Annotated in this window: 15 protein-coding genes; 4 read left to right on the top strand and 11 right to left on the bottom strand. The window is 59.1% G+C overall.

The features are described 5' to 3' along the window. Nucleotides 1–170: 170 nt before the first annotated feature. From fkpB to murJ, 5 genes are all read right to left on the bottom strand, one after another. A complete protein-coding gene (fkpB, locus tag ACYZTK_RS19280; RefSeq protein ID WP_462011296.1) occupies nucleotides 171–623 on the bottom strand; it encodes an FKBP-type peptidyl-prolyl cis-trans isomerase in 453 nt (150 codons plus the stop codon). Next, nucleotides 616–1,128 (bottom strand): signal peptidase II, encoded by a 513-nt coding sequence (lspA, locus tag ACYZTK_RS19275; RefSeq protein WP_462011295.1) that lies wholly within the window; start codon nucleotides 1,126–1,128, stop codon nucleotides 616–618. The genes fkpB and lspA overlap by 8 nt, the downstream gene beginning before the upstream one ends. Next, entirely contained in the window at nucleotides 1,121–3,952 is a 2,832-nt protein-coding gene (gene ileS, locus ACYZTK_RS19270) for an isoleucine--tRNA ligase (RefSeq protein ID WP_462011294.1), read from the bottom strand. Before ileS ends, lspA begins: the two co-directional genes overlap by 8 nt. After that, the gene (gene ribF / locus ACYZTK_RS19265; protein WP_462011293.1) at nucleotides 3,953–4,903 is read right to left on the bottom strand and encodes a bifunctional riboflavin kinase/FAD synthetase; all 951 of its coding nucleotides are present in this window, start codon (nucleotides 4,901–4,903) and stop codon (nucleotides 3,953–3,955) included. Between the two features lie 127 nt (nucleotides 4,904–5,030). After that, complete coding sequence (gene murJ / locus ACYZTK_RS19260) at nucleotides 5,031–6,569, bottom strand: murein biosynthesis integral membrane protein MurJ (protein WP_462011292.1); 1,539 nt, start codon at nucleotides 6,567–6,569, stop codon at nucleotides 5,031–5,033. 252 nt (nucleotides 6,570–6,821) lie between these two features. Here murJ and rpsT point away from each other — a divergent pair, with 252 nt between their 5' ends. Then, nucleotides 6,822–7,100, top strand: coding sequence for a 30S ribosomal protein S20 (rpsT, locus tag ACYZTK_RS19255; protein WP_008154937.1), 279 nt, complete (start codon nucleotides 6,822–6,824; stop codon nucleotides 7,098–7,100). Nucleotides 7,101–7,283: 183 nt separating this feature from the next. On the opposite strand, the gene ACYZTK_RS19250 is transcribed toward rpsT, so the two are convergent. The 5 genes from ACYZTK_RS19250 to rplU form a co-directional block, all read right to left on the bottom strand. Further along, complete coding sequence (locus ACYZTK_RS19250) at nucleotides 7,284–7,748, bottom strand: CreA family protein (RefSeq protein ID WP_462011291.1); 465 nt, start codon at nucleotides 7,746–7,748, stop codon at nucleotides 7,284–7,286. A gap of 12 nt (nucleotides 7,749–7,760) precedes the next feature. Then, nucleotides 7,761–8,879, bottom strand: coding sequence for a glutamate 5-kinase (gene proB, locus ACYZTK_RS19245; RefSeq protein WP_462014933.1), 1,119 nt, complete (start codon nucleotides 8,877–8,879; stop codon nucleotides 7,761–7,763). 137 nt (nucleotides 8,880–9,016) lie between these two features. Continuing rightward, entirely contained in the window at nucleotides 9,017–10,240 is a 1,224-nt protein-coding gene (gene cgtA, locus ACYZTK_RS19240) for an Obg family GTPase CgtA (RefSeq protein WP_462011290.1), read from the bottom strand. Nucleotides 10,241–10,433: 193 nt separating this feature from the next. Further along, nucleotides 10,434–10,709 carry a 50S ribosomal protein L27 gene (rpmA, locus tag ACYZTK_RS19235; protein WP_046048788.1) on the bottom strand — a complete coding sequence of 92 codons (276 nt, stop codon included), beginning with the start codon at nucleotides 10,707–10,709 and terminating at the stop codon, nucleotides 10,434–10,436. A 34-nt stretch (nucleotides 10,710–10,743) separates the two neighbouring features. Beyond that, nucleotides 10,744–11,058, bottom strand: a complete 315-nt coding sequence (rplU, locus tag ACYZTK_RS19230) for a 50S ribosomal protein L21 (RefSeq protein ID WP_003176051.1) — start codon at nucleotides 11,056–11,058, stop codon at nucleotides 10,744–10,746. Nucleotides 11,059–11,298: 240 nt separating this feature from the next. Here rplU and ACYZTK_RS19225 point away from each other — a divergent pair, with 240 nt between their 5' ends. From ACYZTK_RS19225 to ACYZTK_RS19215, 3 genes are all read left to right on the top strand, one after another. Next, nucleotides 11,299–12,267 (top strand): polyprenyl synthetase family protein, encoded by a 969-nt coding sequence (locus ACYZTK_RS19225; protein ID WP_462011289.1) that lies wholly within the window; start codon nucleotides 11,299–11,301, stop codon nucleotides 12,265–12,267. 176 nt (nucleotides 12,268–12,443) lie between these two features. Beyond that, nucleotides 12,444–12,785: a zinc ribbon domain-containing protein YjdM gene (locus ACYZTK_RS19220; RefSeq protein ID WP_007901863.1), complete on the top strand. Its 342-nt coding sequence runs from the start codon at nucleotides 12,444–12,446 to the stop codon at nucleotides 12,783–12,785. A gap of 186 nt (nucleotides 12,786–12,971) precedes the next feature. Beyond that, nucleotides 12,972–13,229: a PA4570 family protein gene (locus tag ACYZTK_RS19215; RefSeq protein WP_462011288.1), complete on the top strand. Its 258-nt coding sequence runs from the start codon at nucleotides 12,972–12,974 to the stop codon at nucleotides 13,227–13,229. 132 nt (nucleotides 13,230–13,361) lie between these two features. On the opposite strand, the gene ACYZTK_RS19210 is transcribed toward ACYZTK_RS19215, so the two are convergent. Continuing rightward, on the bottom strand, nucleotides 13,362–13,979 hold the full coding sequence (locus tag ACYZTK_RS19210) for an FKBP-type peptidyl-prolyl cis-trans isomerase (RefSeq protein WP_462011287.1): 618 nt from the start codon (nucleotides 13,977–13,979) through the stop codon (nucleotides 13,362–13,364). Nucleotides 13,980–14,022: the final 43 nt, after the last annotated feature.

The raw sequence follows: 14,022 nt of genomic DNA, 5'->3' as shown, positions 1-14,022 counted from the left end.
ACAATGAATAACAAAAACTGTGGGAATATCCAAACCTGTGGAATCAGAGCTCCAAACCTGTGGGAGCAAAGCTTGCTCGCGACTGGGATGTCTCATTCAACATTGATGTTGGATGCCATGACGCTATCGCGAGCAAGCTTTGCTCCCACGTCAGGGTCAGTCCCGTCAGGTTACAGCGATACCACGCTGATGATCTCGACATCAAAGGTCAAGGTCTTGCCGGACAACGGATGGTTGAAGTCGATGGTGACCTGCTCGTCATCGAACTCTTTTACCACGCCCGGCAATTCGGTATTGGCCGCATCGTTGAAGATCACCAACAAACCCGGCGACAGCTCCATGTCCTGGAACTGCGAACGCGGGATAACCTGCACGTTCTGCGGGTTAGGCTGGCCAAAGGCGTTTTCCGGGGCAATCTTCAGCGTGCGCTTGTCGCCGGCCTTGAAGCCGAACAGAGCCGCTTCAAAACCTGGCAACAGATTGCCATCGCCGACCTTGAAGGTCGCCGGGGATTTGTCGAAGGTACTGTCGACGGTGTCGCCGTTTTCCAGGCGCAGAGCGAAGTGCAAGGTGACTTCCGTGTTCTGGCGGATGTGTTGCTCAGCCAATACGTGTTCAGTCATGAACGGCTTCTCCGGTCTTCTTACTTTTGAACATATCCAGTGCCAGCATTACCGCACCGACAGTGATTGCACTGTCGGCGAAGTTGAACGCCGGGAAGTACCAGCGGTTCTGCCAGTGCACCAGGATGAAGTCGATCACATGGCCATAGGCAATGCGGTCATACAGATTGCCCAGCGCGCCACCCAGGACCAATGCCAGAGCGACGGCCAGCCAGGTTTCGTTGCGTCCCAGACGCTTGAGCCAGACCACCAGCACTGCACTGACCACTATCGCGATCAGGGCAAACAACCAGCGCTGCCAGCCGGAGCTGTCGGCCAGGAAGCTGAACGCAGCACCCGTGTTGTAGGCCAGGGTCCAGCTGAAGTAATCGGGGATCACCACGATCTGCTGGTACATGGTCAGGGAGCCTTCGAAGTAGAACTTGCTGACCTGGTCAATGACCAGGACCAGCAAGCTCAACCACAGCCAGCTCAGCCGTCCGAAACGGCCAACGGCATTAGGCATAGTGACGAACCTCGCCAGCGCCGCTGATGTTGTCGACACAACGACCGCAGATTTCCGGATGCTCCGGGTTTACGCCGACGTCTTCACGGCAGTGCCAGCAACGGGCGCACTTGGCGAAGGCCGACTTGACGATCTTCAGCTTCAGGCCGCTGACTTCGGTGACCACCGCATCGGCCGGCGCCTGCACAAACGGCGCAACACTGGCGGTCGAGGTGATCAATACGAAGCGCAATTCGTTGCTCAGCTTGGCCAGGTCGGCGCTCAGCGCCTCTTCGGCGAACAGCGTCACTTCGGCTTGCAGGTTGCCACCGACGGCCTTGGCCGCGCGCTGGATTTCCATTTCCTTGTTGACCGCGACCTTCACCGCCATGATCCGCTCCCAGTAGGCGCGGCCCAGTTCGACGTTGTCCGGCAGCTCGGTCAGGCCTTCGTACCAGGTGTTGAGCATCACCGATTCGTTGCGCTCGCCCGGCAGGTATTCCCACAGTTCGTCGGCGGTGAACGCGAGGATCGGCGCGATCCAGCGCACCAGCGCTTCACTGATGTGGTACAGCGCGGTTTGCGCCGAACGGCGAGCCTTGCTGTTGGCGCCAGTGGTGTACTGGCGGTCCTTGATGATGTCCAGATAGAAACCGCCCAGCTCCTGCACGCAGAAGTTGTGGATCTTGGAGTAGACGTTCCAGAAACGGTATTCACTGTAGTGCTCTTGCAACTCGCGTTGCAGCAGCAGGGTGCGGTCCACGGCCCAACGGTCCAGCGCCAGCATTTCTTCGGCCGGCAGGATGTCGGTGGCCGGGTTGAAACCGGTCAGGTTGGAAAGCAGGAACCGCGCGGTGTTACGGATGCGCCGGTAGGCGTCCGCACTGCGTTGCAGGATCTGCTCGGAAACCGCCATTTCACCCGAGTAGTCGGTGGAGGCAACCCACAGGCGCATGATGTCGGCGCCCAGGGTGTCGTTGACCTTTTGCGGTGCGATCACGTTGCCCAGGGACTTGGACATCTTGCGGCCAGACTCGTCGACGGTGAAGCCGTGAGTCAGCAGTTCGCGATACGGCGCGTGGTTGTCGATGGCGCAACCGGTCAGCAACGACGAGTGGAACCAGCCACGGTGTTGGTCCGAGCCTTCCAGGTACAGGTCGGCGCGCGGGCCGCTATCGTGGCCCATCGGGTGCGAACCGCGCAGGACGTGCCAGTGCGTGGTGCCCGAATCGAACCAGACGTCCAGGGTGTCGCTGATCTTGTCGTACAGCGGCGCTTCGTCGCCGAGCAGCTCGGCAGCGTCCATCTTGAACCAAGCTTCGATGCCTTCGACTTCGACGCGCTTGGCAACTTCTTCCATCAGCTCGGCAGTACGCGGGTGCAGCTCACCGCTTTCCTTGTTCAGGAAGAACGGGATCGGCACACCCCAGTTGCGCTGACGGGAGATGCACCAGTCCGGACGGTTGGCGATCATCGAGTGCAGACGCGCCTGGCCCCAGGCTGGAACGAACTTGGTTTCTTCAATGGCTTTGATCGCCCGCTTGCGCAGGGTGTCGCCGCTCACTGGTTGCTTGTCCATGCCGATGAACCACTGCGCAGTGGCGCGGTAGATCAGCGGGGTCTTGTGACGCCAGCAATGCATGTAGCTGTGTTCGATGATGGTGGTGTGCAGCAACGCACCGACTTCGGTCAGCTTGTCGACGATGGCCGGGTTGGCCTTCCAGATGAACTGGCCGCCGAAGAACTCCAGCGCCGGTACGTAAACGCCATTGCTCTGGACCGGGTTGAGGATGTCGTCGTTGACCATGCCGTATTTCTTGCAGGTCACGAAGTCGTCCACGCCGTAGGCCGGAGCGGAGTGAACCACGCCAGTGCCCGCGCCCAGTTCCACGTAGTCGGCCAGGTAAACCGGCGACAGACGATCGTAGAACGGATGACGGAAGTTGATCAGTTCCAGCTCTTTACCGGTGGTGGTCGCGATGACCGAACCTTCCAGGTTGTAGCGGACCAGGCACGACTCGACCAGTTCTTCAGCCAGCACCAGCAACTTGTCGCCAACGTCGACCAGGGCGTAGTTGAACTCCGGGTGAACGTTGAGCGCTTGGTTGGCCGGGATGGTCCACGGGGTGGTGGTCCAAATCACGATCGAAGCCGGTTTGCCCAGCGACGATAGTCCGAAAGCCGCAGCCAGCTTGGCTTCATCGGCAATCGGGAAAGCCACGTCGATGGTCGAGGACTTCTTGTTCTCGTACTCGACTTCCGCTTCAGCCAGGGCCGAACCGCAGTCAAAGCACCAGTTCACGGGCTTCAAGCCCTTGAACACGAAACCGCCCTTGACGATTTCAGCCAGGGCGCGGATTTCACCGGCCTCGTTCTTGAAGTCCATGGTCTTGTACGGGTTGGCAAAGTCACCCAACACGCCCAGACGGATGAATTCGGTTTTCTGTCCTTCGATCTGCTCGGTGGCGTAAGCGCGGCACAGTTCGCGGGTCTTGTCCGCGCCCAGGTTCTTGCCGTGGGTCACTTCGACCTTGTGCTCGATCGGCAGGCCATGGCAGTCCCAGCCCGGAACATACGGCGCGTCGAAGCCCGACAGGGTCTTCGAACGGATGATCATGTCCTTGAGAATCTTGTTCAGTGCATGACCGATGTGAATCGTGCCGTTGGCGTACGGAGGACCGTCGTGAAGCACGAACTTCGGACGATCCTTGCCAATCTCGCGCAACTTACCGTACAGGCCAATACTGTCCCAGCGCTGCAGGATCTGCGGTTCGCGCTGTGGCAGGCCGGCCTTCATTGGGAAGGCGGTGTCCGGAAGGTTTAGCGTGGCTTTATAGTCGGTCATTTATGGCTCTTCATTAGCGATTGGCGCTAGGTGCGACAGGGCACGGGCGGCGGCAACATCCGCATTGATTGCCGTCTTAAGCGCCTCCAGAGAGGCGAAACGCTGCTCTTCACGCAGCTTGTGGTGGAAGACCACCGTCAAACGCCGGTCATACAGATCGCCGGCAAAATCTAAAAGATGTACTTCGAGGTGGGCTTTGCCATCCCCCTGGACCGTGGGCCGCACGCCAATATTGGCAACGCCGGGCCAGGTCTTGCCGTCGATATCGACATCGACCAGGTACACCCCGGTCAACGGCACACGCCGACGCTTGAGTTGAATGTTGGCCGTGGGCGTGCCCAGCTGGCGCGCCAGCTTCTGCCCATGCAGCACCCTTCCTGCGATGCGGAACGGTCGGCCGAGCAGGCGTTCGGCCAAGGCGAAATCTGCAGCGGCCAAGGCGTTGCGAACCTGCGTGCTGCTGACTCGAATGCCTTCGAGCTCCACGGTTTGCGCCGCTTCGACGGTAAAGCCGTGAACCAGCCCGGCCTGCTGCAGAAAATCAAAATCGCCGATCCGGTCACAGCCAAAGCGGAAGTCATCACCGACTTCCAGGTGCTGCACACCGAGACCATCCACCAGGATGGTATCGACGAACTCGCTGGCGCTGAGTTTGCTCAGCCGCTGGTTGAAGGCCAGGCACAGGACCCGGTCAACGCCTTCGTCGGCCAGCAGCTGCAGTTTGTCCCGCAGCCGGGCCAGACGGGCCGGCGCCGTGTCCGGGGCGAAAAACTCCCGCGGCTGCGGCTCGAAAATCACCACGCAGCTGGGCACGCCCAACTCGAGCGCACGCTCACGCAGCCTCGCCAGGATTGCCTGGTGGCCACGGTGAACACCGTCAAAGTTGCCAATAGTGGCGACACAGCCCCGATGCTGGGGGCGCAGGTTGTGGAGGCCTCGAACCAGCTGCATAACGCGCTTCTTGCTCATAAAGTGGTCGATTATAACCACACCCGGCGGCCGACGACAGGCAACACCGTAACCAAAGTCATCGAGCCGACCAAAACACCGGCTCGCCCATGTTTATCGCGTACGCCCCTCAGCTGAGCGCCTTGCGGTTGAAGTCGCGCAAACGGAAGCCCATCAGCACCAACATACCGAAATAAGCGACCACACCAGCGGCGACCAAAGCACCCAGGCGCAGGAAGCGTTCCAGCATGTGTCCCTCCCCCCAGGCTGGCATGAAATGCATGCCCGCCAGCAACACCGCCGACATGACAGTCACGGCAATAACCAGCTTCAGGCCGAATTTGCCCCAGCCTGGTTGCGGCTGATACATCTGCTGCTTGCGCAGTTGGTAGTACAGCAGGCCCGCATTGATGCAGGCACCGGCGCTGATGGCCAGGGCCAGGCCGGCATGCGCCAGCGGCCCAATCAACACCAGGTTGAACAACTGTGTAATGATCAGCGTGAAAATTGCGATTTTTACCGGAGTGCGGATGTTTTGTTGCGCATAGAAGCCCGGCGCCAGCACTTTTATCACAATGATGCCCATCAAACCGACGGAATAAGCGATCAAGGCACGCTGGGTCATGGACGCATCAAACGCCGTGAACTGGCCGTACTGGAACAGCGACACGGTCAGCGGCTCGGCGAGGATACCCAGCGCCAGGGAGCACGGCAGCACCAGCACGAAGCACAGGCGCAGGCCCCAATCGAGAATTCGCGAATACTCCTGGCGGTCCTTGCTGGCGTAAGTCTTGGCCAGGGTCGGCAGCAGAATCGTGCCCAACGCCACGCCCAGCACGCCGGAAGGCAATTCCATCAGGCGGTCGGCGTAGTACATCCAGGACACCGAACCGGCCACCAGGAACGAGGCGAAGATGGTGTTGATGATCAGCGAGATCTGGCTTACCGAAACTCCCAGAATTGCTGGCAGCATTTGCTTGAGCACCCGCCACACGCCGGTATCGCGCAGATTGAGGCGCGGCAGCACGAGCATGCCGATCTTTTTCAGGTGCGGCAGCTGATAGAGCAACTGCGCCAGTCCGCCGACCAGCACGGCCCAGCCCAGCGCCATGACAGGCGGATCAAAGTACGGCGTCAGAAACACTGCAAAAATGATCATGCTGACATTGAGCAGCGTCGGCACGAACGCCGGCACCGAAAACCGGTTGTACGTATTGAGGATCGCGCCGGCCAGCGACGACAGGGAGATCAGCAGAATATAGGGGAACGTCACCCGCAACAGACTGGAAGTGAGCTCGAATTTTTCCGGGGTATCGGTGAAACCGGGGGCCGTCGCCCAGATCACCCACGGCGCCGCGAGCATGCCCAGGGCAGTCACCAGCGCCAGCACCAGGGTCAGCAGCCCCGAGACGTAGGCAATGAACGTGCGGGTCGCCTCCTCGCCCTGCTGGCTCTTGTATTCGGCCAGAATCGGCACAAACGCCTGGGAAAAGGCGCCCTCGGCGAAGATCCGGCGCAACAGATTGGGCAGTTTGAACGCGATAAAAAAGGCGTCCGTGGCCATCCCGGCGCCAAATGTACGTGCGATAAGCGTGTCACGAACGAATCCCAGAATCCGGGAAAGCATTGTGATAGAGCTGACGGCGGCCAACGATTTGAGCAGATTCATTGAAAGAGTTTGTGCCTGTCGATAAACAGCAGGCGAACTAAGCGCCTACTTATGCGATACTCCGCGCCGCAGCAGCACAGAGCCAAAGCTCGCGAGTTTACAGGTCAAGCGCCGGAAATAAATATCCCGCCTCTTTATACCTACCACTTAGCGGAACGTCTCAACCGCCCTTGACAAGACATCAACTCATCGGCATGATTCGCGGCCTATTTTGTTTGCTATTTCCTAAAAAGTCTTTCGAGGAGCTCGACGGTGGCCAACACACCTTCCGCCAAAAAACGTGCAAAACAGGCTGAGAAGCGTCGCAGCCACAACGCCAGCCTGCGTTCCATGGTTCGTACCTACATCAAGAATGTAGTTAAGGCCATTGACGCAAAAGACGCTGAAAAAGCTCAAGCTGCTTACGTTCTGGCCGTGCCAGTTATCGACCGTATGGCCGATAAAGGCATCATCCACAAGAACAAGGCTGCTCGTCATAAGAGCCGCCTGAACGGTCACGTCAAGGCTCTGAACCTTGCTGTTGCCGCATAAGCGATAGGCTTGTTGAAAAACCGACCTCAGGGTCGGTTTTTTATTGCCTGCGATTTGGCTGCACCCCTTACAACTGTGGGAGCGGGCTTGCTCGCGAAGGCGGTGTGACAGTCAGCATTAATGTCGACCGACACACCGCCTTCGCGAGCAAGCCCGCTCCCACAGTTTTTGATCTTCGTTAACTTATTGAGCGTGCGGCCACGGCAAAATCGGGATTGCAGTCACCGCATTCTGCGGGCTACCTTCAATCAAGCGATCGCTGTAGACCAGATACACCAGCGTATTGCGCTTCTTGTCGAGGAATCGCACCACCTGCATGGTCTTGAACACCAGCGACGTGCGCTCTTTGAACACCTCATCGCCATCCTTCAACTCACCCTTGAAGTTGATCGGGCCGACCTGACGACAGGCAATCGACGCCTCAGCACGATCTTCAGCCAACCCCAAACCACCCTTCACGCCACCAGTCTTGGCACGCGACAGGTAGCAGGTCACACCCTCGACCTTAGGATCATCAAACGCCTCGACCACAATCCGGTCGTTCGGGCCGACGATCTTGAACACCGTCGACACCTGACCGATCTCTTCAGCTGACGCCAGCAGCGGCATCGCCAACAGCAACCCCAATATTCCTTTAGCCATGCGCATTCAGGTATTCCTTCAGACCAGAATCAGGTTATCGCGGTGCACCAATTCAGGCTCCGCCATGTAACCCAACAAACCGACAATCGCCTCAGACGACTGACCAATGATTTTTTGTGCTTCCAGCGCGCTGTAGTTGGCCAGGCCACGGGCGATTTCACGGCCGTCCGGCGCCACGCAAACCACCATTTCGCCGCGGCGGAAGCTGCCCTGGACCAGCTTGACCCCAACTGGCAGCAAACTCTTGTTGCCCTGGGCCAACGCTGTCACGGCGCCCGCATCCAGCACCAGCGTGCCACGGGTTTGCAGATGCCCGGCCAGCCACTGCTTGCGCGCTGCGAGCATGCCGCGCTCAGGCGACAGCAAGGTGCCGATGCGCTCGCCCGCCTTGAGGCGATCCAGCACACGCTCCAGGCGCCCACCAATGATGATCGTGTGCGCGCCGGAACGCGCCGCCAGACGTGCTGCACGCAATTTGGTCTGCATGCCTCCACGTCCCAGCGCGCCGCCGGTACCACCAGCGACCGCATCCAGCGCCGGATCATCGGCACGCGCTTCATAGATCATATTGGCGTCAGGGTTGTTGCGCGGATCAGCGTCGAACATGCCATCGCGGTCGGTCAGGATCACCAGCAGGTCAGCCTCGACCAGATTGGCCACCAGCGCCGCCAGAGTGTCGTTGTCGCCGAAACGAATTTCGTCGGTGACCACGGTGTCGTTCTCGTTGATCACCGGGATGACTTTCAGCTCGACCAGCGCGCGCAGGGTACTGCGAGCGTTCAGGTAGCGCTTGCGGTCGGAGAGGTCGTCGTGAGTCAGGAGGATCTGCGCAGTATGCCGGCCATGCTCGGCAAAGCTCGACTCCCACGCCTGCACCAACCCCATCTGGCCGATGGCAGCGGCCGCCTGGAGCTCATGCATCGCACTGGGTCGTACGGTCCAGCCCAACCGGCTCATGCCCGCCGCCACCGCCCCGGAGGACACCAGCACCAGCTCGACGCCCGCCTCATGCAAGGCCACCATCTGCTCGACCCAGACACTCATCGCCGCGCGATCCAGGCCCTTGCCGTCCGCCGTCAGCAAAGCGCTGCCGATCTTCACGACCCAACGCTGCGCACCTGTCACCTTGCTCCGCATCATCTTCAACCTTAGCTTGAGGGCAGCGCGACCTGGCACTGCCCATGACGTTAATCGTGGCTATTTGTTACCAACAATCGATTTCCAGATACTAAAACGCCGCTCGATTGAGCGGCGTTCAAGTTTATAGCAACGGATCAGTCACGCACGTAAATGATTTCCGGACCGTCTTCGTCATCCACATCTTCTTCATCCCAATCATCGTCGCCGATGTCATGGACCGACTTCACGCCGCTGCGACGCAGGGCACGCTGGTCATCCAGGGCTTGCAGCTGGGCGCGGGCTTCGTCTTCGATACGCTGATCGAGTTCGGCCAGCTCTTCCTTGTAGGCCGGATCATTGGCCAGGCGATCGGCACGGTCTTCCATGTAACGCATGATGTCGTGGCACAGGCGCTCGGTACCGAGCTTGGAGATAGCCGAGATCACGTAGACCGGACCGGTCCATTCCAGGCGATCAACGATCTCCTTGACGCGCTCTTCGTGCTCTTCTTCCAGAATCTGGTCGCACTTGTTCAGCACCAGCCAGCGATCACGCTCAGCCAGGGACGGGCTGAACTTGGTCAGCTCGCTGACGATCACTTCAGCAGCATCCGGAGCGCTGGCGTCATCGAGCGGCGCCATGTCCACGAGATGCAACAGCAGACGCGTACGCGACAAGTGCTTGAGGAAACGAATCCCCAGGCCTGCGCCATCGGAAGCGCCTTCGATTAGGCCCGGAATATCCGCGACCACGAAGCTTTTCCAGCGATCGACACTGACCACACCCAGGTTCGGCACCAGAGTGGTGAACGGGTAGTCGGCGACTTTCGGCTTGGCAGCCGAAACCGAACGAATGAAGGTACTTTTACCCGCATTCGGCAGACCCAGCAGGCCCACGTCAGCCAACACCTTCATTTCCAGCTTGAGGTCACGCGCCTCACCCGGTTTACCCGGAGAGGTCTGGCGCGGAGCGCGGTTGGTACTGGATTTGAATCGGGTGTTGCCCAGGCCGTGCCAGCCGCCGTGAGCCACCAGCAGTTTCTGACCAGCCTTGGTCAGGTCACCGATGATTTCCTGGGTCGCCGAGTCGATAACCGTCGTGCCCACCGGGACGCGCAGTACCAGCTCTTCACCTTTCTTGCCGGTGCAGTCGGTGCTGCCGCCATTGGAGCCACGCTCAGCATCGAAGTGCCGGGTGTAACGGTAGTCGACCAGGGTGTTGAGGTTTTCGTCGGCCAACATATAGACCGAACCGCCATCACCGCCATCGCCGCCGTTCGGGCCGCCATTTTCAATGAATTTCTCGCGACGGAAGCTCATGCAACCGTTGCCGCCGTCACCGGCCTTTACTCGAATCGATACTTCATCAACAAACTTCATAACAAAACGCCTCTCGCCATACGGACGAGCCGAAAAAATCCAGACATAAGACTCTTGCAAAAATGAGCGCAGCGACCTCAATCAACGACCGAAAATCCAGCGCTGGAGCTCATTACAAACAGCTTTGCAAGAGACTCACCCCACAAACGAAAAAGCCCCGTCGCGAGACAGGGCTTTTCCAGCAACTACGCAATTATGCCGCGACGACTGCAGTCTTCGGGACAATGCTCACGTAACGGCGGTTGAAAGCGCCTTTTACTTCGAACTTGATCACGCCGTCGATTTTAGCGAACAGAGTGTGATCTTTGCCCATGCCAACGCCGTAGCCAGCGTGGAATTGGGTGCCGCGCTGACGCACGATGATGTTGCCCGGAATGATAACCTGGCCGCCATACATCTTCACGCCAAGGCGTTTGGCTTCTGAGTCGCGACCGTTACGGGTACTACCACCAGCTTTTTTGTGTGCCATGAGTCAATTCTCCTAGTGAGGAATTAGGCTGAAATTAAGCCTGAATACCGGTGATTTTGATCTCGGTGTACCACTGGCGGTGGCCCATACGCTTCATGTGGTGCTTACGACGACGGAACTTGATGATGCGGACTTTATCGTGACGACCTTGGGAGATCACTTCAGCCACAACGGTAGCGCCTGCAACAACTGGAGCGCCGATGTTCACGTCATCGCCATTGGCGACCAACAGAACGCGATCAAAAGTAACGGATTCGCCAGTAGCGATTTCCAGTTTTTCGATCTTCAGGTATTCACCTGGGGCGACCTTGTATTGCTTGCCACCAGTAACAATTACTGCGTACGACATGGTATTTCTCCGATAATCCTGCTCACCCAGCTCTTTATAAGAAGAGGTATTGGCTGGCATGGCTGCATTGGGCTGGAAGGCCCGATTGCAATTGCGTAAGGCAGGTGCTGCCCAGGAAGTTCAGGGTGCGCGATTGTACGCAAGCTGCCGGGCCGATGCAAGAGGCCGTCCATCGCGCCTTGACACCCGCCGACGTGGGTCCTAGCATGCCGCGCAACCCTTCTGGAGCAACTGTCGCTGATGCAACCCCAAGCTTTCTACCGCGCGGTGGCGGACGATTTTAGCGCCGTCGACGGCATCATCAAGAAGCAGCTGACTTCCCGAGTGCCGCTGGTATCGAAAATCGGCGATTACATTACCTCGGCTGGTGGCAAACGCCTGCGTCCTTTATTAGTGCTGCTGTGTGGCAAGGCACTTGGCCGCGAAGGCGATGACATGCGCCTGCTGGCCGCGACCATCGAGTTCCTGCACACCGCCACCCTGCTGCATGACGACGTGGTCGACATGTCTGGCATGCGCCGTGGCCGCTCGACTGCCAACGCCATGTGGGGCAACGCCCCGAGCGTACTGGTCGGCGACTTCCTGTATTCGCGCTCCTTCGAAATGATGGTCGAGCTGGGCTCCATGCCGGTGATGAAGATCCTTTCGCAAGCGACTCGCATCATTGCCGAAGGCGAAGTACTGCAACTGTCGAAGGTGCGCGACGCCAGCACCACCGAAGAAACCTACATGGAAGTCATCCGCGGCAAGACTGCGATGCTTTTCGAGGCTTCGACCCACAGCGCCGCAGCCCTGGCCGGGGCAACCCCGGAACAGAGCGAGGCCCTGCGCACCTTTGGTGATCACCTGGGAGTGGCCTTCCAGCTGGTCGACGACCTGCTCGATTACAAAGGCGACGCCGAGACTTTGGGCAAGAACGTTGGCGACGACTTGGCCGAAGGCAAGCCTACGCTGCCGCTGATCTACACCATGCGCGAAGGTACGCCGGAACAGGCGGCCCTGGTGCGCAAAGCGATTCAGAAAGGCGGCATCGAAGACCTGGAGAGCATCCGCGAAGCGGTGGAAGCGTCCGGCTCGCTGGAATATACCGCCAAGCTGGCACGGGATTACGTAGCCCGCGCCATCAAATGCCTCGACGCGCTGCCAGCCAGCGAATACCGCGATGCATTGGTCGAGTTAAGTGAGTTTGCGGTCGCCCGCACGCACTAACGACGAGTACCCAATGTGGGAGCGGGCTTGCTCGCGAATGCTTTCGTTCAGTCGCCATTGATTTCGACTGACCCACCGCCTTCGCGAGCAAGCCCGCTCCCACAGGGATCGCGCCCCTCGCCGAAAAACCCTATATAATGTGCGACTTTTAGCGATCCTCAATCCAAGGAGCTTTAGTGAGCACGTTGCCACCCTGCCCAAAATGCAATTCCGAATACACCTACGAAGACGGCGCACAGCTGATCTGCCCGGAGTGCGCTCACGAGTGGTCCGCCAGCGGCGAGGCCGAAGTGGCGTCCGATGACACCGTGAAGAAAGATTCGGTCGGCAACGTCCTGCAGGACGGCGATACCATCACCGTGATCAAGGACCTGAAGGTCAAGGGCACGTCGCTGGTGGTAAAGGTTGGCACCAAGGTCAAGAACATCCGCCTGTGCGACGGCGATCACGACATCGACTGCAAGATCGACGGCATTGGCCCGATGAAACTCAAATCCGAGTTCGTCAGAAAAGTCTGAACCCGCTGTATCCCATCCTGCGCCCTTGCGCCGGATGGCGCCCCTCCCCTGCACAATGGCCAAGCGCCAGCCGTTTTGACCTTACGCAATCTTTACCCGGAAAAAAACCCAAACCGCCAATAGGCCCTTGCTATTTGATGAATAAGAATTATTCTCATTGAACCCTAATCAATGGAGATGCGACTGATGACTTATTTGATCGATGCCTGGCTGGACCGTCCACACCCTTACCTCCGGATCCTGCATCGGGAAACCGGAGAGGTTTGCGCGGTGCTTGAAGAAGAGGCCCTGAGCGAGCTGCACGACCAAGGGGATCTGGACCTCAACGGCCTGAGTTCCAGCGAGCCGGTGGTGCTCAAGGAGTTGGTGCGTAATCTGTTCCTGTTCTGCTATGCCCGGGCATTGCGCCCGACGAGCGAACTGCATCACAAGATAGAACTATGAAACGCGGTAAAAACTGTAGGAGTGAGCCTGCTCGCGATAACGGTGGGTCAGACAACAAATCAGTCGACTGAAAAAACGCCATCGCGAGCAGGCTCACTCCTACATTAGCCCGCCATCAAGGCAGGCCCGGTCTTACAAAACGTCGAGCAGCTCGACGTCGAACACCAGTACGCTGTGCGGTGGGATGCTGCCTACGCCTTGAGCGCCGTAAGCCAGTTCGCTCGGCACATACAGGCGCCATTTGCTGCCAGCGTTCATCAGTTGCAGGGCTTCGGTCCAGCCGGCGATCACGCCGCCAACCGGGAATTCTGCAGGCTCGCCGCGCTCGTAGGAGCTATCGAACACAGTGCCGTCGATCAGGGTGCCGTGGTAGTGAGTGCGCACTTGATCTTCACGGCTCGGCTTGGCGCCTTCGCCCTGGGTCAGCACTTCAAATTGCAGGCCGGAAGCCAGGGTGGTGATGCCGTCACGCTTGGCGTTGTCAGCCAGGAATGCCAGGCCTTCGCCTGCTGCCGCTTCTGCCTTGGCAGCTGCTTCGGCTTGCATGATTTCGCGAATGACCTTGAAGCTGGCGGACATTTCTTCCTGACCTACACGGCTTTCCTTGCCCGAGAAGGCGTCAGTCAGGCCAGCCAGGATCGCGTCCAGGCTAATGCCCGGTGGCGGATTGTCGCGCAGCTGGTCGCCCAGCTGGCGGCCGATACCGTAGCTGACGCGGGTTTCGTCGGTGGACAGATTTACTTCGGACATGACACTGCTCCGCTGTGCGGACGGCCCTGGAACATGCCGTGCG

The organism is Pseudomonas sp. LB3P31 (assembly GCF_054897945.1).
The sequence above is the reverse complement of the archived record's forward strand: the minus strand, read 5'-3'. Positions and strand labels throughout refer to the sequence as shown.